Here is a 21,271-nt window from a genome sequence, read left to right on the forward strand (position 1 = left end):
GCGTCATAAATATTATGAATAATTTGTCCATCCGAAGAGAGGAAGTTTTATGAAATTACCCGTTCTTTTAGCTATTGGCAGTGCTTTTATAATGCTAAGCGGTTGCAGTAGTAACTCATCATCAGCCTTATTAGCCAATAATGAAGCAAATGAAACCACCGGCTATTGGTATCTTGGCGATAATGGTCAGCGTCAATGGCGCACCTTTACTAATGAACCCAATAGCCAAGATAGCGCTGTTAAAAATACAACAACCGGTATTCGTCCTTTTGGTAATGGTTCTGGTCGATAAATTTTCAATATAACTTTAAAAGTGCTAAGTTTTACATCATATATATCCAAGGATAAAAATTATAATCATCCTCCTTATTTGGAGGATTGTTCCATATATTTTATTCTAGTTTTTTAAGGTAATTTTCGCTTGATGACAAAAAAAATAAAGATTGCCATTGTTGCAGGTGAAGAATCTGGTGATTTACTTGGCGCGGATCTAATCGAGGTTGTGAAAAAAAAGATAAGTGGACAAATTGAACTCATCGGTGTGGGTGGGCAACATCTTGAAAAATTTGGTTTAAAAAGCTTATTTGACCCTGAAGATATTGCACTTATGGGAATTACTGCAGTTTTAAAACAATTGCCGAAGCTGTATTCGCACATTAAGAAGTTAGCTCAGTTTTTAGCAGACCAAAATCCTGACTGTTTAATCATTATTGATAGTCCAGATTTTACTCATCGTGTTGCTAAACGCGTACGCGCTTTAAATCCTTCAATTCCAATTATCAAATATATAGCTCCATCTGTTTGGGCATGGCGCCCGCAGCGCGCTAAGGAAATGCGCAGTTATATTGATCACGTCCTAGTTATTTTGCCTTTTGAACCAAAAGTAATGGAAATGCTAGATGGTCCACCTTCAACCTATGTTGGTCACCGATTACTCTCATCCGCTTCTATCAACGATGTGCGACAGTTCCGTCAAACTAGGGTAACGGATGGAAAAAAACACGTTATTATTCTGCCTGGATCACGTCGTTCAGAGGTTCGTGCACTAATGCCAGACTTTGGTAGAGCAGTAAATGAACTATCGCAACGGGCGGATAATATTCGTTTTATATTGCCAACTCTGCCGAAAATTGAAAAAGAAGTGAGACAATTAGTATCTGAATGGGCTGTCAAACCCGATATTGTTGTTGGAGATGCTGAAAAATGGCAAGCATTTAAACAAAGTGATGTTGCCCTTGCTGCATCAGGTACTGTTTCATTAGAGCTTGCTTTATGTAATATCCCCACCGTTTTAGCTTACCGCGCCGATTGGTTTTCTAAAATGGTTGTACTACCGAAAATTACAATATGGTCAGCCGCATTACCCAATATTATCGCTGATGAACCTATTGTTCCTGAATATTTCAATGAATACATAAAGGTAGGAATGCTAGCAAGGCAAGTCGAAAGACACATGCATGATGGTCCTGCACAAAACGCTCAATTAATTGGCTTTAAAAAAATTTATAATATTATGAAAACAGAGCAGCCTTCAGGAGAAATTGCAGCTAATGTGATAATGAATTTTTTAAAATTGTAAGTTTGGTGTGGCTTTCCTAGTACCAATATTAATTCAATTTTTTTAAATTAAACGCCATTGCTGTACAACAGCGTTTAATTATCATTAGCTAAAGTTTTATATAGAGCCAGCATTCTACATTTTCTGCAGCAACACGAATGGTTGAAGGCTTTGGCAACGCTAAAATAATAGTTAACTTACATCAGACTTAAATCTATTTTTGGCTATCTTCTTGTCTAATCCAACGACAAACCAAGTGAGCACCCGGACCACATCCTAATGAATCAACTAAAAACGGACCAAGCAATTTTACTTCGTTTTCTAATGTATATGGAGGATTGACTATAATCATTCCGGTACCATCCAAACTAGCAATCGATGATTGCTTGCGAATATGCAATTCTAAACGCAATATTTTGGGAATGCCTGTTTCATATAGCTGGTTACAAAATTTATTTACACTATTGAAATTTTTAACTGGATACCAAAAAGCATAGATACCATGTGAAAAACGCTTATTAGCCCTTACTAACCCATCTACTAATCGTTCAAATTCACCTTCTAATTCAAACGGAGGATCCACTAATACTAAACCACGTTTTTCTTTTGGTGGCAATTGCGATCCAAGTGCTAGCCAACCATTAAGATTTATGATCTTCGTTTGAAAATCACCATCAAAATGTGATTTTAAAATTCTATAATCATCGGGATGCAACTCTATCGCAGTCAAGCGGTCTTTTTGCCGCAAAAGCTTACGTATAAGCATAGGTGAGCCAGGATATTTTTGAAGGGTACTTTGCTGATTATTTAATTCTGCAATAATATCTAGCCATGGCTTCAATAAGGATTCGATATCAGGATCTATATCCTTATTAATAATCCTACCTATACCATCGCGCCATTCGCCTGTTTTTTGTGCGCGATCATCACTAAGCTTATAAAGACCAATACCAGCATGGGTATCAAGGACACGAAAAGCTTGATCTTTCTTTTTTAAATATTCAATAATGCGAGTAACAATAATATGCTTGAAAACATCAGCAAAATTTCCAGCATGATAAATATGGCGATAATTCATTTTTACTCATTAAATTTGTGGGTTTATAATAAACCAATATATAGAAAAATATGGAATTTTTAGCATCTGGATAATTGATTTTAAATTAACTTGTTATGGCATTATAAAAAATCAAAGCAATGATACAAGCTTATTTCGTTAATTATCAATACCGTAAATCAACGACGGTTGTAGTTTCATTGCTGCGAAATAACATTCTACTATAATTCCATTCAGTTCCTTGCTTGGCTCCTACAATCAAAACAACTCCACTACCCTTCGGTCCTGAAAGTGGAATGGACATATCAATCATTCCCTGTTCATTTGGAGTAGGCATATTACCACCTACAAAAAAACCCGGCTCAATAGGCTCTCCTATTAAAGCAATAATCTCGCTATTTTTTTGTGCGGTTTGTAAGCCTAGCATATAAGGCTCAGATTTTTTCACTGCACCTACAACAAAATAGATAACAACGCAAATTACTAAAACAAAACCACCTATACAGCCAAGAATAATTGATAGTGGCAAAAACCACCCCTTATTTTTTGCCCACCAACCAAGCTGCTCAACATGAGACATTACAAGAGTTCCTATTGTCAATTAAAGTACTAATAAATGGGCAATAAACTAATATGATAAATATTGTAAGATACTATTTGATAATAAACTAGCGTTTTATCATTGGATCTATTCCATTATCCTATATGCATTGAATATTGACATAATATTCAATGCATATAGTCGGATTGAATTAAATCAACTGCTTTTTTGCGCTAGAATAAGTTGGCCCGCAACGGGATTTTGTTGTTCAAGACGCACTACAATATTTTGACAGTCAATAACGGCTAGACCATTACTATTCAAAGTTTTTTTGATATAATCTTCGCTATGAGCAAAACGTTGAAAAGGTCCAACCATAAAAGGACGGCCGGAAAAAGTTGCATTATCAGATGTCTCACTTGAAAAGCCAAAAACGCCATCATCTTCTAAATGCTCTGCAACATTTTTAAAAAAATCATCAAGTTGCCCCATATAAGGTAGAACATCGGTTGCTACAATTAAGTCCCATTTTTGTTCGCCTGCTTGACTTAAAAAACCTACTGCATCGCCCACAAATAATTTATCATAGTCACCTTTTTCATAGGCAATAGCAACCATATTTTCAGAAATATCAATACCTGTCTTTTCTTTAGCCATATCATCAAGTGCATCAGCAGATAAGCCAGTACCGCAACCAAGATCAAGCATATGCTCAAACATGAAATCGCCATCCAACACTTCAATCAAACGCTCACGTAATTGCAATGGCACATCATATTGTAATTGATCGACCAAAATCATATCAAACACATCGGCATGCTGATCAAATAATGTTGCAACATAGGCTTTTGGAGCATTTTGTGGCACTTCACCCTTGCCCATGGCAGCAAGGCGCACAGATGCACCAGCATGATCATCAGGATCAAGCTCTAAAGCGTGGCGATATGCAATGGCTGCACCATCAAAATCACCCGATTTTTCTAAACTTAAACCTCGATTATAAGCTTCTTCAAGGGCGTCTTCGTCAATCATCTATTAATTCTTTCCGTTGCGACAAATGCCGCGCAATTATAGTACAAGCCATAAGCTGAATTTGATGAAATAGCATCAAAGGCAACACAACAGCACCGATATTTATGTGGCTATAGCTTGAGAATATAGCATTTGCCATAGGGGCACCACTTGCCAAGCTCTTTTTTGATCCGCAAAACATGATTGTTATACAGTCGGGTTCATCGAATTTGAATAATTTAGCTCCCCACCATGTAATCATCAATACTAAAAACAATAAAATAATATCAAATCCAACCATTACCATAAGATCGTGCCACGACGTATTTGACCACAATTTTTGGGTAACAGCCTCGGAAAAAGCTAAATAAACAACCATAACAATCGAACCTCGATCAACGATAGACGTTAAAGTTTTATGACTATTTAAAAAACTCCCTATAAAGCGCCGGCATATTTGACCTGCAACAAAAGGCAATAAAAGCTGTAAGATAATGCTTAAAAAGGCGTCAAATGAAATACCTGTTCCAGAATGCGCTTGAAGTAAAAGCCCAACCAAAAAAGGAGTAACAAACATGCCCAAGATATTTGAAGCTGAAGCCGAAACAATAGCAGCAGGTACATTGCCGCCAGCAATAGAAGTAAAAGCAATAGACGATTGTACCGTTGAAGGCAGCACACATAAATATAGAATGCCTGCATAAAAAATAGATTGCTTTAATGAAGGGATAAGCCAACCTGCCATAAGACCAAGAATGGGAAAAAGTACAAATGTCGATAAAAATACCATTAAATGCAGGCGCCAATGGGTTATGCCAGCAACAACTGCCTCACTTGACAAACGAGCACCATGCAAAAAAAATAACAGAGCAACAGCACACTTTGTGGCCAGTGAAAACCATTCTTGCCCTTGCCCACTTACAGGCATAAAACTGGCAAAAATAATTGTTGCGATTAATATGGTCAAAAATTTATCAGGCAAAAACCGCGCCACAAATCACCTCATTGCGGAAAAGCGTAAGTACAAAAAATGTGTAATGAAATTCAACCAGTTTTATTTCATTACACATTTTTTCAAGAACTAATAACGTTAAGTGAATAAAACATATAGGGGCAAAATAGTTGTAATTTAAATTTATAAACCAGTTTCTTGTTGCTCTTCCAAACCACGAATAAAACGTTTTGAATTTTGCTGATATAATTGGGCTGAAGCTGTATTTTTCGCAATTTCATCTTCAGTTAGGGCGCGTTTCACGTTAGCCGGAGCACCAAGTATAAGCGAATTTGCTGGAAATACTTGACCTTCGGTGACCAATGCACCTGCTCCAACAATCGAATTTTCTCCGATTTTTACATTATTCATGATGATTGCACCCATGCCAATTAGAGTATTATCACCGATTATACAGCCATGAATGATCGCGCGGTGACCAATAGTGCAATTACGCCCGATAGTAACCGGAATTCCTTTGTCGGTATGGATAATAACACCATCTTGCACATTTGATCCCTCGCCTAAAATAATAGGTTCATTATCACCACGCAAAACGGCACCAAACCAAACACTTGCAGAATCGTGAATAATGATATTGCCTATCAAATCTGCACTGTTTGCAATGAAACTAGTTTTTTTTTCAATAATATTAGGTTTGTGTCCGTCAAGAACATAATTGGTCATTTCCATCCCCTTTTATTCGGTAATTACCAAACTTGAACAATTGAAAAGTTCAAATTAAAGCTAAACTTTTAATGCATACTGCCACTCTTAATACTATATCGAATTGACATATCGGCGCGTTACATAAGCTTCATACTGGTTTCATGATAAGTCTTTTCAAATCATTATAAAAGTCAAAAGGGTGAATTATTTAAGCCGTTAAACTTTATGTGATAATTTTAGCAAAATTGGTTTTTCAAAAGATCTTATAGCGCAAATATTTTTAAGCCTTTAGTTTTGTTGAGGCATATCCGCGCTAAAAGAAGCTTATTACAAAATTTATTATGATTAAAAATTAAAAAATGCTAGCAACTAAAAATAACATGCCAGCTAGCAAAAATGCCATAATGCCAATAGTTGTTTCCATAACCGTCCAAGTTTTAAATGTTGTCTTTTCATCGATTTCAAGAAAACGACTAACCAGCCAAAAACCCGAATCATTTACATGGCTACAAACAACCGAACCTGCTGCAACAGCAATTACCGTCGCAATGATTTGAAAACTATTATAGCCAGAGTTAAGCACCGCTGTTTCAATTAAACTAGCAGCTGTCGTAAGTGCAACCGTTGCCGACCCTTGAGCAATACGCAAAATTGCTGCCACAACAAAGCCGGCAACAAAAACAGGTAACCCAATAGAGGATAAAGAGCCTGCAAGGGCGTCGCCAATACCACTTGCTCGCAAAACACCACCAAACATGCCGCCCGCCCCAGTAATGAGAATGACACCGCAAACAGGCCCAAGGGCAGAACCAAGCATTTTTTCAATATCAACACCGCTTAAACCGCGTAAATATCCAAGCTTGTAAGATGCAAATAAAACAGCAATAAGCAGCGCGACAGGTGTTGACCCAATAGTGGTTAAAACGCCAAACCAATAACCCGTGCCTTCAATAACCCCAGCTGATTTTAAGGTAGTTAACCCCGTATTCATGAATATGATCACGAGGGGAATAAGCAAGACAACAACAATAGTTGCAGCGCTTGGTGGATTTTTATATTCTATTTCTTTGCCACCTGACAATAAATCAGGCACCGGAAAAACATAGCGTTTGCCAACAAAAAGCCCAAATAAATAAGATGTCACATACCATGTCGGAATAGCTATAATAATACCTATAATAGTTAAAAGGCCAATATCGGCATGAAGAAATGAAGCTGCAGCTACTGGTCCAGGATGAGGTGGCACAAAGACATGCATTACCGAAAATGCACCTGCGGCAGGAATTGCATAGCGCAAGATTCCACCGCCCAGGCGCTTTGCAACGCTAAAGACAATAGGCAGCATAACAATGAGGCCTGCGTCAAAAAATATAGGAAACCCGAATAAAAGCGATGCAACTCCAAGGGCAAGCGGAGCCCTTTGTTCGCCAAAGCGGCAAATGAGTGATTCAGCCAATGCATGCGCACCGCCAGAACCTTCAACCATGCGCCCCAACATTGCACCAAGACCAACCAATAGAGCTACGCCGCCTACAGTTGCGCCAAAGCTTGACGTTAATACCTCAACAATTCGATTTGAGGGAATTTGCGTAGCAAACGCAGTTGCGATACTAACAATAATTAAGGCAAGGAAAGCATGAATTTTTAATTTTATGATGAGAACCAAAAGAACCAAAATGGCAATCGCTGTAATGAGCAACAATTCTGGTGCACCAAGGGTTTGCACAAAATCTTTTAACATTGATCATCGCCCCCATCATAATCTATAGCTTTCAAGATTTCATCCGTAATTTCTTCAGGGCTACCAGATATAGAAAAACGTTCACCCGACTCATCATCTTGCAAAGATTCTAATATTGCATATTGTGAATCGAGCAAGGATGCAGGCATATAGGCATGTTGACGGTGCGAAATTCGTTCTGCAACCAAAGTTTCAGGGCCATAAAGCTCTGCGAAAAATATATTGGCATGTTGTGTTTGCCGCAATATATCACGATAAATACGCTTTAAAGCAGAACAGGTAATAATGGTATTTTTACCATTCTGCGCATTTTTATCAATAAAATTGCGTAGCAGCTCAAGCCATGGTTTTCGATCTTCATCATTAAGCGGTATCCCAGCCGCCATTTTATCTTTATTGGTTTTCGGATGGAATTCATCAGCTTCTGCAAATTGCCAATGGGTTTTATTGACCAATAATTGTGCGGTTGTTGTTTTTCCAACGCCCGATGGCCCCATGACGACAATACCGATGGGCTTATCATTTAATTGCATTGCTACCTCCCCAAAAATGTTAACGTTTTCATTTTCAACACGAACATTTATGAAAAGCATCTTTTTAATCAATATACCAGAAGTATTTCAGTTGAAATTATACTTCCCACATAACAAACAGTTAGTTTAAAAAGGTTATAGAAAAATGTGAGCCAAATTATTAATCAACAGTCTGCAATAATTTTTGCACGAGCAAAAAACCTCAATAAACATTATATTATTGAGATTTTTTATTTAATAATGAAACCATTAGTTCTGTAAGAAGCCAACAATGTCGCGTACAGATTTCATTGTCTTTTCAGCAATTTCACTGGCGCGTTCCCCACCCTTTTTCAAAACCGCATCAATATAGGCAGGTTCATTATTAAGGCGACGTAAATTGGTGGCAATTGGTTCCAATTGGCTAACAGCCAAATCAGCAAGTTGCGGTTTAAATTCTGAAAACTGCTTGCCAGAAAACTGCGCTAAAACATCTTGCTTTTCTATGCCAGCAAGCGCTGCATAAATACCGACAAGATTATTAGCCTCTGGACGGTCTTTTAAACCATCAACCAACTCTGGCAAAGGTTCCGTATCAGTTTTTGCCTTACGGATTTTTTTTGCAATGTCATCAGCTGTATCAATGAGGTTAATACGTGACATATCAGATGGATCCGATTTTGACATTTTCTTAGTGCCATCGCGTAAGGACATAATACGCATGGACGTTTCACCAATAAGCGGTTCTGCCATTGGAAAAAACCCATTAACGCTTTTATCACCAACTAGCATATCAACACCAACATTGAGCTCGCCAATACGTGCTGAATAATCATTGTTAAATTTTTGCGCAATATCACGGGTAAGTTCTAAATGCTGTTTTTGGTCTTCACCAACAGGTACATGAGTTGCGCGGTAAACAAGAATATCAGCAGCCATCAGACTTGGATAAGCAAATAGTCCAAGCGATGCGTTTTCACGATCCTTACCCGCCTTATCTTTAAACTGTGTCATACGGCTCATCCAGCCCATACGCGCAACACAATTAAAAACCCAAGCAAGTTCGGCATGTTGGTAAACACGACTTTGATTGAAAATAATATGCTTTTCAGGATCAATGCCCGAAGCCATAAAAGCCGCTGCAACTTCACGAGTATTTTTAATAAGTTCAGTTGGATCTGGATTAATGGTCAAGGCATGCATATCAACAACGCAATACACACAATTATAGCTTTGTTGCAATTCTACCCAACGCTTGATTGCCCCAAGATAATTACCTAGTTGCAAGTTTCCTGTTGGTTGCACACCAGAAAACACGAGTGGATCAAAGCCAGCCATTCCAAATATCCTTATCGATCATCAATCAAAAATTTGATCTATCAATTATCAATTTTTCAAAAGAAATCAATAGCACTATGAAAATTGAGCATTTTCATTACAAAATGCTCAATTATATGCATTAAATCTTGGTTAGCGTCCAATTAACGATTTGCGAAGTTGTTTCAGAAAAAGCAGACTCTAATGCTTGTGCATAGGCATCATTGCCAGTGCCATGAACAGGGCTTTGAGCTTTAAATATTTGGGTTGCACGGACATTACCAGTGCGATCATCGAGTATCTTAACAGCGATCTCAACATCGGCCTTTTCTGGACTTTGGGCAGAATTAATACCAAATACGCGAATATCGCTGATAATTTGATAATTAATAGCAAGACCATCCCCAGGACGACCTACCCCTGCAAGCCTTCTGGTATCTTCAAAAGCTTGAACAAGACGAGCTTGCACAAGATTTGGCAACCTGTCTGCCCATTGTGAATCTTTCAAATAAGAAATTGACGCACCATTGCTTTGCACCATGATATCTTGACCATCAAGGGCTTTTAATGCAGATGGATTGGCAATGAGAATCTGAACCGGTTTACGCTTTACAGCACTAGATTGATTAACAACTGCCAAATTTGCAGTCGAAAGATCAAAGGTTTGTTTAACAGTAACAGTTGAACATCCTGCTAAACCAATAGTTGCAAGCAAAATACCTAAACCAATAGGCTTCTTCATAATATTTCCTTTTAATTTAAACATCCAGTTCACCGAAGTGTCCTTTCCTATTGCGTCAGGTAAGTTTTATCAAAATCTGATTGATAAGTTTTAATAATTTTTAAATATTATTTTTAACACAACCTAATCAAAATTTAAAAAATTAAAACCTAAGTCACTTACAAGAATTCTCAAAATTCTTATCTACAACTATTCTAACTATTGATCCTTGCTTTGAATCAGCCTTCAAAACATCTTCATCACTCTTATCATTATTGATTAATTCAATCTGACACATACCAGTTAGTCCTTGAAAGCTTAAATGCGCTATTGTTGAACGAGAAACATGATATTTTGAATTTATAGCGGCTCGAACAACGGTGACTGTCTTTTCATTTTTTATAAAAACTTCTTTAACGTCGCGATATGTATATGATTAAGATAAATAGCTGCACCGCCATTTATTCCTATGTGCGTCGCAGGAAAACGAATATCAAGAGCATGAAATTGCGGTTCGCCTTTAGTTAACAATTGAAAAGCTTTTATTAGCCCATCGCCACATGAAACGACTTGGGCGATAATATTTGATGTACCCTTATTTGTTTCAAAGGTGCATGCGGGTGGTGTTAAAATTGATACTAAGGCAATTAATCGCGCATAAGCTAAATTTATTTTCGTAAAATTAAATATGCGCGATCTAAAACTCATCGGCGGTTGCGCCCATCATATTGTGGTACGCTGCTACCACTACCGAATAAGATTTGCTGCGGATTTTTCTCAAGGTCGGTCAATGCACGTTCAATACGTTGAACTGAAATACGGCTATCATTAACCAGTGCTTCAATATTTCGAAGCCCCTGCCCTGAAAAACGCTCAACATTATTAGCAATCGGTTTGATGTGAGCGTTTAACGTATCAGACGTCTGTTTAATAGAAGCTAGCGTTTCTTGCGCCTGAACAACAACCGAATTTTTATTGTCTGGTGACAGCATATTATCTAACTTTGCCATAATTGCATCTGTTTTTTGCGAGGCGTTACTAAGACGTGCCATCATTTCACGTGTATCGGTCATGATTTTATCAATGTCATCACGGTTATCGACCAATGTATTACTAAACAGTTCTGCATTCTTTGCGGTCTGTGTGAGAGGGCCACGTGCATCTTTGATAAAACCTTCAAGTTGGGTCAAAGCTTCATTAGCACGCGCAAAAATATCTTGAGCTGTTGCAAGTAGATTATTAAGAGTTGAAGGATCAGCATCAATTCGCGCAACGGCACCTTCCTTTTGTGCTTCCTCAACTAAATTACTTTCATTTAGGCTACCACCTTTTAGCTCGATAAATGCAAGGCCTGTTAGTCCTTGAAAGCCAAGTGTTGCCTGGGTTGAGCGGGTAATTCGTATAGTCCTGTTAACTTCAGTCTTTGCTATTACCACATTTGGATTAGTGTCATCAAAAACCAGCTGACGCACTGTGCCAACTTTAATACCATTAAACAATACTTGACTGCTTGCGCTAAGACCAGTAACCGACCCGGGGATACGTATATCAAGCGGTGCCAAGTTGCGATTATCAAGAAAATGTCCAAAATATAGAATGATTGCAAACGCTGCTGCTAGTGTGCCAAGCGTGAAGCTACCAACCAATACATAACTTGCTTTGGTTTCCATTTTAACTATTTGCCTCTGTCTTTGCCCCTTTACGGCGCCGGGATGAATCGGTACTTATGCTACGTGAACGTTTGCCATGGAAATATGATTTAATCCAAGGTACATCACTTTCAAGCATATCTTCAATTGTTCCTTCTGCTGCAACCTTTTTACCACCTAAAACCGCCACGCGATCACAAATGGAGTAAAGACTGTCAAGATCATGGGTTACCATATAAACAGTAAGCCCCATTGTATCACGTAAATCAGCAATAAGTTCATCAAAATCAGCCGCACCAATCGGATCAAGACCCGAGGTCGGCTCATCAAGAAATACAATATGTGGGTCAAGAGCCAATGAACGTGCAAGAGCGGCACGTTTAATCATACCACCTGATAATTCCGATGGATATTTATCGGCAGCATCGGCCTCCAAGCCCACAAGCTCAATTTTCATGCGCGCCAATTCATTCATAAGTTTTGGCGGCATGCGTAAATATTGCTGCATGGGAATACGAATATTTTCCAATACAGTAAGGGCCGAAAACAATGCCCCGTGTTGAAATAATACCCCCATGCGCATATCAATTTGCGTTTTTTCCCTATCGCTTATCGCATCAATATTTTTTCCTAAAATATTGATTTGCCCTGATTCTTTTGAATTAAGCCCAAGAATAGTGCGCATTAATACGGATTTACCAGCACCTGAAGGACCAATAAAACCTAAAATTTCACCACGTTGAATATCAAGGTCTAAGCCATCAAGAACAGTTTTAGTTCCAAAGCGCACTGTGACATCGCGCACGGAAATAATTGCATCATTCGATGCTGGATTTGCGACTAGTTCTTGTTGATTAGATATATTTATTTCTTTATCATTCATAATCGAATTCTTTTAAAAATTGATCGCTGCATAAAAAATTGCAAAGAAACCATCCAACACAATCACCACAAAAATAGCTTTAACAACTGATGATGTCACTCGGGCACCAAGAGATTCAGAGCTACCTTCAACCTTCATGCCTTCAACCGAAGCAATAATGCCGATAACCATTGCCATAAATGGGGCTTTGATAAGACCAACAAATAAAGTACTTACGGTTACTGATTCTGAAAGACGATCCATAAAGGCGCCAAAAGGTATACCCGAATAGGCCAACAAGACACATGCTGCACCCAATAAAGCAGCTAAATCAGCTATAATTGTTAATAATGGTAGAGCAAAAACCAACGCAACCAAGCGGGGGAAAACTAGAACACTAACAGGATTGAACCCCATAACCTTTAGCGCATCTATCTCCTCTTGCATTTTCATAGAGCCAAGCTCCGCAGTAATAGCACTACCAGAACGACCCGCTATCATGATTGCTGTCATTAATACGGCTAATTCGCGAAACACAAGTATGCCAACAAGATCGACAGCATAGGGTTCGGCGCCAAAATTCCGCAATTGGAAAGCACCTTGCTGAGCAATAATTGCTCCAACAATAAATGACATAAGCGATATAATCGGAATTGCGCCAACACCCATTTTCTGAACTTGCGCAACAATGGCGGTAAAGTTTATACTGCTCCGCCCATCGGCTCGCTTACCTTGAGGCCCAATCAAAGTGGAACCTAAGATATTCATTGCCATAACAAAATCACTAAAGCCGCTCATCATTACGCGACCCAAACCACCCACCGTCAAAATGAGTGCATTGTCTTTTTTTGGCTTTTTAATTTCATCTTGCGATGGAACGGCTGCGCCAACAGATTTCAGCAAGGATTCCCACCCGGGCTTTGAGCCTTCAATAGAAACTTCGCATTGATTATTATGGAGGCGGTAGGCGAGACGCTCGATTAACCACGCCCCACCTGTATCAAGCCCATCAATATTGCTAAGCGAAAGAACAACCCTTTGATTACCCAGTTTTTCAAGCATACGCATTTCATTATCTACTAAGTAGATAGTATGCGTAGTCCAATGACCACTTAATGCTATTGTTGTAGCACCATTTTTATTTTCACTTGCCACACTAGGCTTAGCCCAACTATCGGGATTATTTTTTTGTTTTTCTGCCATTATTTCCAAATCACTTTTGGCCGCGGCACGCAGCAATAGATTCTAATAATATATTTTTTACTATTACGGTTAATTAAATATTAATAATTTACTCCCTAGCTAACCAATATTTAATTGTTTTACAACTAGGTAAACCCTAAAAAATTAACGGCCTTCAAATTTATCATTTAAAATCAAAATATTAATTAATTTAAATATTTAAAAATTCAAGATTAAAGGGATATTTCATTCCGATTATTTCATTTTTCTATGATTAATTTTTCTTTTTATGAAGCTATAGGATGAAAGTTTCATCACCTTAATATCGAGATATATCAATATTTATGAGTTATTTATGCCTAACAGCATTATAGATCGAAATTCAATTAAATATCTTATTATGCATTACAAATCAAATAGTTGTGAATTATATTTAAAGTTATTTGTTTACTTAATCGGCATTATTACAAACATTTCAACCATCCTAACGGACCAATAAGCCACCTATCCTAATGAGATCAGCAACCGTAATTTACATTCACTTGTAATTAACTTGGGCATTTATCGAATTCAAAACTTTGCTCACATTATTTTGAAATTGCTCTAGGACTTAAAAAATGCTTAAAACGATTTGAATAATTTTCATTTGTGAAGATTGATATAAAAAAAACAACCGCATTTTTTTGCGTTGGATCGATTGAATTAAGTTTTTGTATCAGTATAAACTAACCGCATTACGGGAGCTAATCTAAATAAATTGATAGGCTTAGATTACCCTTAATCGCCGATTGAACAATAAACCTTTGCATGAGGAGACCAAAATGGATCTTGGTTTAAAAAATAAAAAAGCAATTATCTGTGCCTCGAGCAAAGGACTTGGCAAAGCTTGTGCATTTTCGTTGGCGCGCGCTGGTTGCGAAATCACCATTAATGGTAGAGATAAAGAAATCTTGCAAAAAGCTGCTGATGAAATTCAGATGGCAACGGGCGTTAAAGTTTCAATCGTCAATGCTGATGTCTCAACCAAGGAAGGGCAAAAAGCTCTATTATCCGCCTGCCCCGACCCTGATATCCTTGTAAACAACAATGGCGGTCCGGCTTATAAAAACTTTAGGCAGCTAGATCGGCAAACAATTCTGGCTGGATTGGAGCAAAATATGGTTACTCCAATCGAGCTTATTCAGGCTGTAATTGATGGCATGGTAAGCCGTAAATTTGGTAGAATTGTTAACATCACGTCAACTTCGGTTTATCGACCTATTCCTGGGCTTGATCTATCATCTGGTGCTCGTGCTGGCTTAACTGCTTTTTTAGCAGGGGTTGCGCAAGTCGTAGTATCCAGTAATGTTACCATTAACAATCTTTTGCCTGGGGCGTTTGCCACTGACCGACTAAAGGGCTCACTCGAAAATGAGCAAAGGACAAGTGGACTTCCATTAGATGATATTTACAAGCACCGCATGGCGCATATTCCTGCAAAGCGCTTTGGTAATCCGGAAGAATTTGGTGATGCTTGTGCTTTCTTATGCTCATCAAAATCGGGTTATATAACAGGCCAAAACTTGGTTATTGACGGCGGCTCTTATGCAAGTGCTTTTTAATTATTTTTTTAATGCGTAAAAAGCTAACTGAGATAACTATATTGTTAATATTTATTGCAATAAATTAAACGTAAATGCGTAACATATATACAGCCCAAAAAAGCGTTAATTAGCAACAAAGGCAAGATAATGACAACCAAAAGCGGTAAAAAGAAACTTTCGGAGCTTGAAGAAGCAGCATTGTTTTTTCATCAATATCCAAAGCCGGGAAAATTAGAAATTCATGCAACCAAACCCTTGGGAAACCAACGCGATTTGGCATTAGCCTACTCGCCGGGTGTTGCCGCTCCTTGTCTTGCTATTCATGATGACCCTAATCTTGCTGCTCAATATACGTCAAGAGCTAATCTTGTTGCGGTTATTTCGAATGGTACCGCAGTTTTGGGCCTTGGCAATATTGGTCCATTAGCATCTAAACCGGTAATGGAAGGTAAGGCTGTCCTTTTTAAGAAATTTGCCAATATTGATGTTTTTGATATTGAGATCGAAGCTCCAACAATTGAATCAATGGTAAAGACCATTTCGTCTTTAGAACCTACTTTTGGCGGTATCAACCTTGAAGATATTAAAGCACCTGAATGTTTCGAGGTTGAAGACCAATTACGTAAAATCATGAAAATACCTGTTTTTCATGATGATCAGCATGGTACAGCCATTATTGTTGCTGCTGCTGTCATCAATGCGCTTTCTCTTGCCAATAAGCGTATTGAACATGCAAAAATCGTAACTTCTGGCGCCGGTGCGGCTGCTCTTGCCTGCCTCAATCTTCTTGTTTCATTGGGCGCTCGGCGCGAAAACATTTGGGTCAGCGATATTGAAGGCGTTGTCTTTGAAGGACGTAACAGCCTCATGGATAGATGGAAAGAAGTTTACGCGCAGCAAACTGATGCACGCACTCTAAGTGAAGTCATTAAAGATGCCGATATTTTTCTTGGTCTTTCAGCTGGCGGAGTATTGAAGCCAGAATTGTTAAAATCAATGGCTGAAAAGCCCCTCGTCATGGCTCTTGCCAATCCAACACCAGAAATTATGCCAGAAGAGGCGCGCAAAGTTCGTCCTGATGCGATGATTTGTACTGGGCGTTCTGACTATCCTAATCAGGTTAATAATGTCCTGTGCTTCCCACATATTTTTCGTGGTGCATTGGATGTTGGTGCAACCGCTATCAATGAAGAAATGAAACGAGCGGCAGTGTTTGCCATTGCAGCACTTGCGCAAGAGGAAACCTCTGATACGGCTGCAAAAGCCTATAGTGGCGAAGTACCCAAATTTGGTCCAGATTACCTAATTCCCTCGCCTTTTGATAATCGCCTTATTTTGCGTATTGCTCCAGCTGTTGCTAAAGCTGCACTGGAGACAGGTGTTGCTTTACGTCCAATTACCGATATGGAGCACTACCTTGAAGAGTTAAATCGCTTCGTTTTCCGTTCGGGACTTATTATGAAGCCAGTTTTTGCCACGGCAAAAAGCTCCAAGGTAAAACGGGTGATTTACGCAGATGGTGAAGATGAGCGTGTATTGCGGGCTGCTCAAGTCGTATTAGAAGAAAAGACAGCCATTCCGATACTTATTGGAAGGCCTAATGTTATTGATGTAAGGCTAAGACGCTTTGGTTTAAAAATTAGACCAAATGAAGATTTTGAGCTGATAAATCCCGATGACGATCCACGCTATCGTGATTATGTGGATCTCTTTTTAAGCTATACAGGTAGACGCGGCGTCACGCCAGAAGTTGCCCGCACAATTGTTCGTACATCAACAACAGCAATTGCGGCTTTGGCTGTTATGCGCGACGAAGCTGATGCTATGATTTGTGGTCTTGGCGGCCGCTTTGAGCGCAATTTGCAATTGGTTGAACAAATAATCGGCCTTGAGCCGGGCGTATCTGGTTTCTCGGCATTAAGTTTGCTTATCTCACAGCGCACGCCAATATTTTTTACAGACACCTATGTTAATCAAGATCCAACAGCAGAAGAATTGGTTGAAATTGCTTGGCTTGCCGCGCAAGAGCTACAGGGCTTTGGTATTGAACCCAAAATTGCTTTTGTTTCACACTCTAATTTTGGTTCGAAAAGCAGCAAAAGCGCCGAAAAAATGCGCGAAACCGCTAATCTATTTGCGCAACGTTTTCCAGAAATTGAAGCAGATGGTGAAATGCATGGTGATTCAGCTTTATCGCAATCTTTACGTGATCGCGTTTTACCAGGTTCACGCTTAAAGGGTGAAGCAAATCTTCTGGTATTTCCTAATCTTGATTCAGCCAATATTACCATGAATGTTGTCAAGCAAACCCTTGATGCATTGCATGTTGGCCCTATTCTAATGGGACCTTCAAGACCAGCCCATATTTTAACACCTTCAGTTACATCGCGCGGCGTTGTTAATATGACTGCCCTAGCTGTAGTTGAAGCAAATCGCAGAAATGCACTCTTAACCGCAAAGGATAAAGAGGTTGATACGGGAGATTATTTCCGTCGCCATCGCCGTATTATCCCAACCTAATGAATTATTTTGGCTATTAAAATTTTGTCTTTTTGCTAAACATTACTAAAACATATGTAGTTTAAAGTTTTTTTTGCAAAAAAAATGATAAAATATTATCTTTGAAACAGTTAAAAGGGTGAAAAATATATTTTTCACCCTTTTACTTCACTTGCAAAGCGATTAGATAGCTATAAATCATAATTTGGATTATAGCCTAATTTCGTATATAACGAAGAGCAGGATGAATAAATGGTCTTTAAGAAGAGGTCTATGGATTTAAATTAGAGACTATTGTACACTCTCGCAAAAGCCAATGAGCTTCAACGAGACTAATTGAGCGTTAACAAATTTATATGTGATGTGTTTTTTAATATGTTAAAAACATGTTATATATTGCTAAAACAAGGAATTGCACATTGTCCTCAACATTTGACAAAGTCGCCGATATTATTGCTGAAACCAGTGAAATTGATCGTGATACAATTACACCTGAGAGCCACACGATTGATGACCTAGGGATCGACAGCCTTGATTTCCTTGATATCGTTTTTGCTATTGATAAGGAATTTGGCATTAAAATTCCACTTGAGCAATGGACACAAGAAGTTAATGACGGCAAAGCTGAAACAGAGGAATATTTTGTCCTTAAAAATCTTTGCGCCAAGATTGATGAACTTGTTGCAGCAAAAGCTGCCAGCTAATAATTTTTAAAATTATAATTCTACCTCCTGATGCCATGAGTATTAAACACTTCAGTTGGCATTGGGAGATATGTAAGTAATTAAGTGCTAAACACTTAACTAGAAAATATTTAACATTTCTGCGGACAATTTTAAATATTTGTCCTTTGGCAGTATATTTATGGGCATTGGATATGATGCAAGAAAAATCCGTTTTCATCACCGGTATTGGCTTAATCTCTTCACTTGGTGAGGGTGTAGATCATCATTGGCAACAAATAAACGGTAAACCACAGCCCAATTTGGATGAAGCACGCTTTGCGCCCTATATGGTTCATGCTTTAGGAGAAGTTGATTGGAATAGTCAAATTCCAAAGCGCAGCGATCAACGTCAAATGGAAACATGGCAACGTCTTGGTACCTATGCCGCAGGTCTTGCCCTAGAAGATGCTGGCATGAAAGGTAATGAAGCTTTAACTTCAACCATGGATATGATCGTTGCAGCAGGCGGCGGTGAGCGCGACATTAATGTTGATCAGTTGATTTTATCTAAAGGCAGAGAAGCAGGTATTGACCGCGAAGTGCTGCTTAATAAGATGCTATCAACCGAATTGCGACCTACCCTTTTTCTTGCCCAACTATCCAACCTACTTGCAGGTAATATTTCTATTGTCCATAAAGTAACTGGTTCATCGCGCACATTTATGGGTGAAGAGGGTTCGGGTATAGCAGCGCTTGAAACTGCCGCTGCTCGCATTAGAGGCGGCCAAAGTACTCACACATTGGTTGGCGCATCTTATAATAGCGAACATTATGATATGTTGCTTGGCTATGCTTTGGGCGGCTATTTGCAAAAAGATAAATGGTCATCGGTTTGGGAGCGCGATTTTGCCCATGGTGGCGGCGCTATAACTGGCACAAGTGGCGTTTTTCTTGTTCTTGAAGAAGCTGAGCAAGCAAAGGCGCGTGGCGCCACCATTTATGGTGAATTGAAAAAAATTGTTACTGACCAAACAAATCGAAAAAAGCAGCCATTAGAAGTAAGTTTAACTAGCATGTTGGATAAGGTTGGTGCAAAAGATAATGATTTTGCAATAAGCGGTGCATCCGGTATTATTGATATAACCAATCAAGAGCGTGCAGCATTAGAAAAAACGGGCCTTTCCTATCGTGGTTTTGCCAGTCTTTTTGGCCATATGCGTGAAGCACAGTTTTTATTTGCAACAGCCCTTGCAGCAATAGCTGTACAAAAACAAAGCGCGTTCCCACCACTTAGCACCAATGAAAAAGCCTATGAAGGTGAAGTAAAAGATGCATTTGCCATCACAGCAGGTGTTTCACGCGCTGAAGGTATTGCGCATATTACGCGCGCATAAGGAATATTTGTACCATGTCTCAATATCTTGATCATCTAGGTCGTCCAATTGTTGCCATTACTGGTATGGGGGTTGTTTCCTCGCTTGGGATTGGCAAGGAAGAAAATTGGCATAAATTGACGAATGGCATAAGCGGCATTCATGCGATTAGCCGTTTTCCAACTGAGAACCTTGCAACGCGTATTGCCGGCACTGTTGATTTTTTACCAGAAAGTCAGCTTGGCGCTTCTACTTTATCGGAAAAATTGGCATTGCTCGCCGGACGAGAAGCCCTTGAAGAAGCTGGTTTTGCCGGAAAAAATTTTGATGGCCCACTTGTTTTAGCAGCCCCACCAGTAGAACTTGCATGGAAAAGTCGCTTTGCCTTGGATGATGAGGTACGCGACCAAGGTGAAGCATCCTATCAATTGGCTTTACAAGCTTGTGCTCAAAAACCTCATGATGAATTCTATAATTCCACTCAATTCGGCTTTATTGCTGAGCGAATTGCTGACGAATTTGGAACGCGTGGTTTACCGGTAACTTTATCGACAGCTTGCGCATCAGGTGCCACCGCAATTCAAACGGGAGTTGAAGCGATCAGGCGCGGCGAAACAGACCGTGTATTGGCAATTGGAACCGATGGATCGGTAACAGCAGAAGCACTTATCCGTTTTTCACTTTTATCAGCCTTATCCACGCAAAATGAACATCCAGAAAAAGCCTCTAAACCTTTTGCAAAAGGGCGCGATGGCTTTGTTATTGCTGAAGGTTCTGGTGCTTTGGTTTTAGAAACATTGGAAAGTGCGGTTAAACGCGGTGCCAATATATTAGGAATCTTGGCAGGCTGTGGTGAAACCGCCGATGATTTCCATCGTACTCGCTCTAAACCTGATGCGTCTCCTGCGATAGGCTCGATCCACAAAGCTTTAGCCGATGCTGGTCTTAATGTTATGGATGTTGGCTATATTAACGCCCATGGCACTTCAACGCCTGAGAATGAAAAAATGGAATACCTTGCCATGTCGACGGTATTCGGCGATAACATTCAAAATATCCCCGTATCTTCGAATAAATCGATGATTGGCCATACGTTAACCGCAGCAGGCGCTATTGAAGCCGTGTTTTCACTGTTAACAATTCGTTCAGGTATTTTGCCGCCAACAATTAATTATCAAGAAGCTGACCCAACAATACCGCTTGATGTTGTAGCTAATATTGCCCGCACAGCAGAAGTTGATACAGTATTATCAAACTCTTTTGGCTTTGGTGGTCAAAATAGCAGTCTGGTAATTAAAGCTTATAAAAACTAATCATTAAGTTAAGGTGATTTTGACGTA

The 21,271-nt window shown here is 39.1% G+C and carries 20 protein-coding genes; 7 read left to right on the forward strand and 13 right to left on the reverse strand.

From position 1 onward, the window contains the following. The first annotated feature begins 49 nt into the window (after positions 1–49). A complete protein-coding gene (locus H3299_RS06175) occupies positions 50–292 on the forward strand; it encodes a hypothetical protein (protein ID WP_182419398.1) in 243 nt (80 codons plus the stop codon). A 132-nt stretch (positions 293–424) separates the two neighbouring features. After that, on the forward strand, positions 425–1,579 hold the full coding sequence (gene lpxB, locus H3299_RS06180; protein WP_182419399.1) for a lipid-A-disaccharide synthase: 1,155 nt from the start codon (positions 425–427) through the stop codon (positions 1,577–1,579). A 193-nt stretch (positions 1,580–1,772) separates the two neighbouring features. Here the strand turns inward: lpxB and H3299_RS06185 are convergent, their stop codons facing one another. The 13 genes from H3299_RS06185 to H3299_RS06245 all read right to left on the reverse strand — a co-directional run bounded on the left by H3299_RS06185 (position 1,773) and on the right by H3299_RS06245 (position 13,832). Further along, a complete protein-coding gene (locus H3299_RS06185; protein WP_182419400.1) occupies positions 1,773–2,636 on the reverse strand; it encodes a 23S rRNA (adenine(2030)-N(6))-methyltransferase RlmJ in 864 nt (287 codons plus the stop codon). Between the two features lie 145 nt (positions 2,637–2,781). Next, positions 2,782–3,195, reverse strand: coding sequence for a cytochrome c oxidase assembly factor Coa1 family protein (locus H3299_RS06190; RefSeq protein WP_182419401.1), 414 nt, complete (start codon positions 3,193–3,195; stop codon positions 2,782–2,784). Positions 3,196–3,372: 177 nt separating this feature from the next. Next, a complete protein-coding gene (locus H3299_RS06195; RefSeq protein ID WP_182419402.1) occupies positions 3,373–4,188 on the reverse strand; it encodes a methyltransferase in 816 nt (271 codons plus the stop codon). Continuing rightward, a complete protein-coding gene (locus H3299_RS06200) occupies positions 4,181–5,161 on the reverse strand; it encodes a bile acid:sodium symporter family protein (RefSeq protein ID WP_182419403.1) in 981 nt (326 codons plus the stop codon). The genes H3299_RS06195 and H3299_RS06200 overlap by 8 nt, the downstream gene beginning before the upstream one ends. 141 nt (positions 5,162–5,302) lie before the next feature. Further along, positions 5,303–5,845, reverse strand: a complete 543-nt coding sequence (locus H3299_RS06205; RefSeq protein ID WP_182419404.1) for a gamma carbonic anhydrase family protein — start codon at positions 5,843–5,845, stop codon at positions 5,303–5,305. Between the two features lie 334 nt (positions 5,846–6,179). Next, on the reverse strand, positions 6,180–7,568 hold the full coding sequence (locus H3299_RS06210) for a GntP family permease (protein WP_182419405.1): 1,389 nt from the start codon (positions 7,566–7,568) through the stop codon (positions 6,180–6,182). Beyond that, a complete protein-coding gene (locus tag H3299_RS06215; protein WP_246708159.1) occupies positions 7,562–8,101 on the reverse strand; it encodes a gluconokinase in 540 nt (179 codons plus the stop codon). Before H3299_RS06215 ends, H3299_RS06210 begins: the two co-directional genes overlap by 7 nt. A gap of 249 nt (positions 8,102–8,350) precedes the next feature. After that, the gene (gene trpS, locus H3299_RS06220) at positions 8,351–9,418 is read right to left on the reverse strand and encodes a tryptophan--tRNA ligase (protein ID WP_182419406.1); all 1,068 of its coding nucleotides are present in this window, start codon (positions 9,416–9,418) and stop codon (positions 8,351–8,353) included. A gap of 121 nt (positions 9,419–9,539) precedes the next feature. Continuing rightward, positions 9,540–10,139 carry an ABC-type transport auxiliary lipoprotein family protein gene (locus H3299_RS06225; RefSeq protein ID WP_182419407.1) on the reverse strand — a complete coding sequence of 200 codons (600 nt, stop codon included), beginning with the start codon at positions 10,137–10,139 and terminating at the stop codon, positions 9,540–9,542. 378 nt (positions 10,140–10,517) lie between these two features. Next, on the reverse strand, positions 10,518–10,826 hold the full coding sequence (locus tag H3299_RS06230) for a hypothetical protein (RefSeq protein WP_182419408.1): 309 nt from the start codon (positions 10,824–10,826) through the stop codon (positions 10,518–10,520). Further along, a complete protein-coding gene (locus H3299_RS06235) occupies positions 10,823–11,788 on the reverse strand; it encodes an MlaD family protein (protein WP_182419409.1) in 966 nt (321 codons plus the stop codon). Before H3299_RS06235 ends, H3299_RS06230 begins: the two co-directional genes overlap by 4 nt. 1 nt (position 11,789) lies before the next feature. Further along, positions 11,790–12,650 carry an ABC transporter ATP-binding protein gene (locus H3299_RS06240; RefSeq protein WP_182419410.1) on the reverse strand — a complete coding sequence of 287 codons (861 nt, stop codon included), beginning with the start codon at positions 12,648–12,650 and terminating at the stop codon, positions 11,790–11,792. A 12-nt stretch (positions 12,651–12,662) separates the two neighbouring features. Continuing rightward, the gene (locus H3299_RS06245; RefSeq protein ID WP_182419411.1) at positions 12,663–13,832 is read right to left on the reverse strand and encodes an ABC transporter permease; all 1,170 of its coding nucleotides are present in this window, start codon (positions 13,830–13,832) and stop codon (positions 12,663–12,665) included. 800 nt (positions 13,833–14,632) lie between these two features. Between H3299_RS06245 and H3299_RS06250 the strand changes: the two genes are divergently transcribed. The 5 genes from H3299_RS06250 to H3299_RS06270 all read left to right on the forward strand — a co-directional run bounded on the left by H3299_RS06250 (position 14,633) and on the right by H3299_RS06270 (position 21,244). Then, the gene (locus H3299_RS06250) at positions 14,633–15,412 is read left to right on the forward strand and encodes an SDR family oxidoreductase (RefSeq protein ID WP_182419412.1); all 780 of its coding nucleotides are present in this window, start codon (positions 14,633–14,635) and stop codon (positions 15,410–15,412) included. Between the two features lie 129 nt (positions 15,413–15,541). Continuing rightward, complete coding sequence (locus H3299_RS06255) at positions 15,542–17,914, forward strand: NADP-dependent malic enzyme (protein ID WP_182419413.1); 2,373 nt, start codon at positions 15,542–15,544, stop codon at positions 17,912–17,914. Positions 17,915–18,312: 398 nt separating this feature from the next. Continuing rightward, the gene (locus H3299_RS06260; RefSeq protein ID WP_182419414.1) at positions 18,313–18,597 is read left to right on the forward strand and encodes an acyl carrier protein; all 285 of its coding nucleotides are present in this window, start codon (positions 18,313–18,315) and stop codon (positions 18,595–18,597) included. Between the two features lie 176 nt (positions 18,598–18,773). After that, the gene (locus H3299_RS06265; protein WP_182419678.1) at positions 18,774–19,952 is read left to right on the forward strand and encodes a beta-ketoacyl-ACP synthase; all 1,179 of its coding nucleotides are present in this window, start codon (positions 18,774–18,776) and stop codon (positions 19,950–19,952) included. Positions 19,953–19,966: 14 nt separating this feature from the next. Then, on the forward strand, positions 19,967–21,244 hold the full coding sequence (locus H3299_RS06270) for a beta-ketoacyl-ACP synthase (RefSeq protein WP_182419415.1): 1,278 nt from the start codon (positions 19,967–19,969) through the stop codon (positions 21,242–21,244). The last annotated feature ends 27 nt before the right edge of the window (positions 21,245–21,271 follow it).

It is taken from the genome of Bartonella sp. HY038, from assembly GCF_014117425.1.
Lineage (GTDB): Bacteria > Pseudomonadota > Alphaproteobacteria > Rhizobiales > Rhizobiaceae > HY038.

Bases quoted from the DNA above. Each gene is read 5' to 3' on its own strand.
- H3299_RS06175 (WP_182419398.1), top strand. From the start codon at position 50: ATGAAATTACCCGTTCTTTTAGCTATTGGCAGTGCTTTTATAATGCTA.
- lpxB (WP_182419399.1), top strand. From the start codon at position 425: ATGACAAAAAAAATAAAGATTGCCATTGTTGCAGGTGAAGAATCTGGT.
- H3299_RS06185 (WP_182419400.1), bottom strand. From the start codon at position 2,636: ATGAATTATCGCCATATTTATCATGCTGGAAATTTTGCTGATGTTTTC.
- H3299_RS06190 (WP_182419401.1), bottom strand. From the start codon at position 3,195: ATGTCTCATGTTGAGCAGCTTGGTTGGTGGGCAAAAAATAAGGGGTGG.
- H3299_RS06195 (WP_182419402.1), bottom strand. From the start codon at position 4,188: ATGATTGACGAAGACGCCCTTGAAGAAGCTTATAATCGAGGTTTAAGT.
- H3299_RS06205 (WP_182419404.1), bottom strand. From the start codon at position 5,845: ATGACCAATTATGTTCTTGACGGACACAAACCTAATATTATTGAAAAA.
- H3299_RS06210 (WP_182419405.1), bottom strand. From the start codon at position 7,568: ATGTTAAAAGATTTTGTGCAAACCCTTGGTGCACCAGAATTGTTGCTC.
- H3299_RS06215 (WP_246708159.1), bottom strand. From the start codon at position 8,101: ATGCAATTAAATGATAAGCCCATCGGTATTGTCGTCATGGGGCCATCG.
- trpS (WP_182419406.1), bottom strand. From the start codon at position 9,418: ATGGCTGGCTTTGATCCACTCGTGTTTTCTGGTGTGCAACCAACAGGA.
- H3299_RS06225 (WP_182419407.1), bottom strand. From the start codon at position 10,139: ATGAAGAAGCCTATTGGTTTAGGTATTTTGCTTGCAACTATTGGTTTA.
- H3299_RS06230 (WP_182419408.1), bottom strand. From the start codon at position 10,826: ATGAGTTTTAGATCGCGCATATTTAATTTTACGAAAATAAATTTAGCT.
- H3299_RS06235 (WP_182419409.1), bottom strand. From the start codon at position 11,788: ATGGAAACCAAAGCAAGTTATGTATTGGTTGGTAGCTTCACGCTTGGC.
- H3299_RS06240 (WP_182419410.1), bottom strand. From the start codon at position 12,650: ATGAATGATAAAGAAATAAATATATCTAATCAACAAGAACTAGTCGCA.
- H3299_RS06245 (WP_182419411.1), bottom strand. From the start codon at position 13,832: ATGGCAGAAAAACAAAAAAATAATCCCGATAGTTGGGCTAAGCCTAGT.
- H3299_RS06250 (WP_182419412.1), top strand. From the start codon at position 14,633: ATGGATCTTGGTTTAAAAAATAAAAAAGCAATTATCTGTGCCTCGAGC.
- H3299_RS06255 (WP_182419413.1), top strand. From the start codon at position 15,542: ATGACAACCAAAAGCGGTAAAAAGAAACTTTCGGAGCTTGAAGAAGCA.
- H3299_RS06265 (WP_182419678.1), top strand. From the start codon at position 18,774: ATGCAAGAAAAATCCGTTTTCATCACCGGTATTGGCTTAATCTCTTCA.
- H3299_RS06270 (WP_182419415.1), top strand. From the start codon at position 19,967: ATGTCTCAATATCTTGATCATCTAGGTCGTCCAATTGTTGCCATTACT.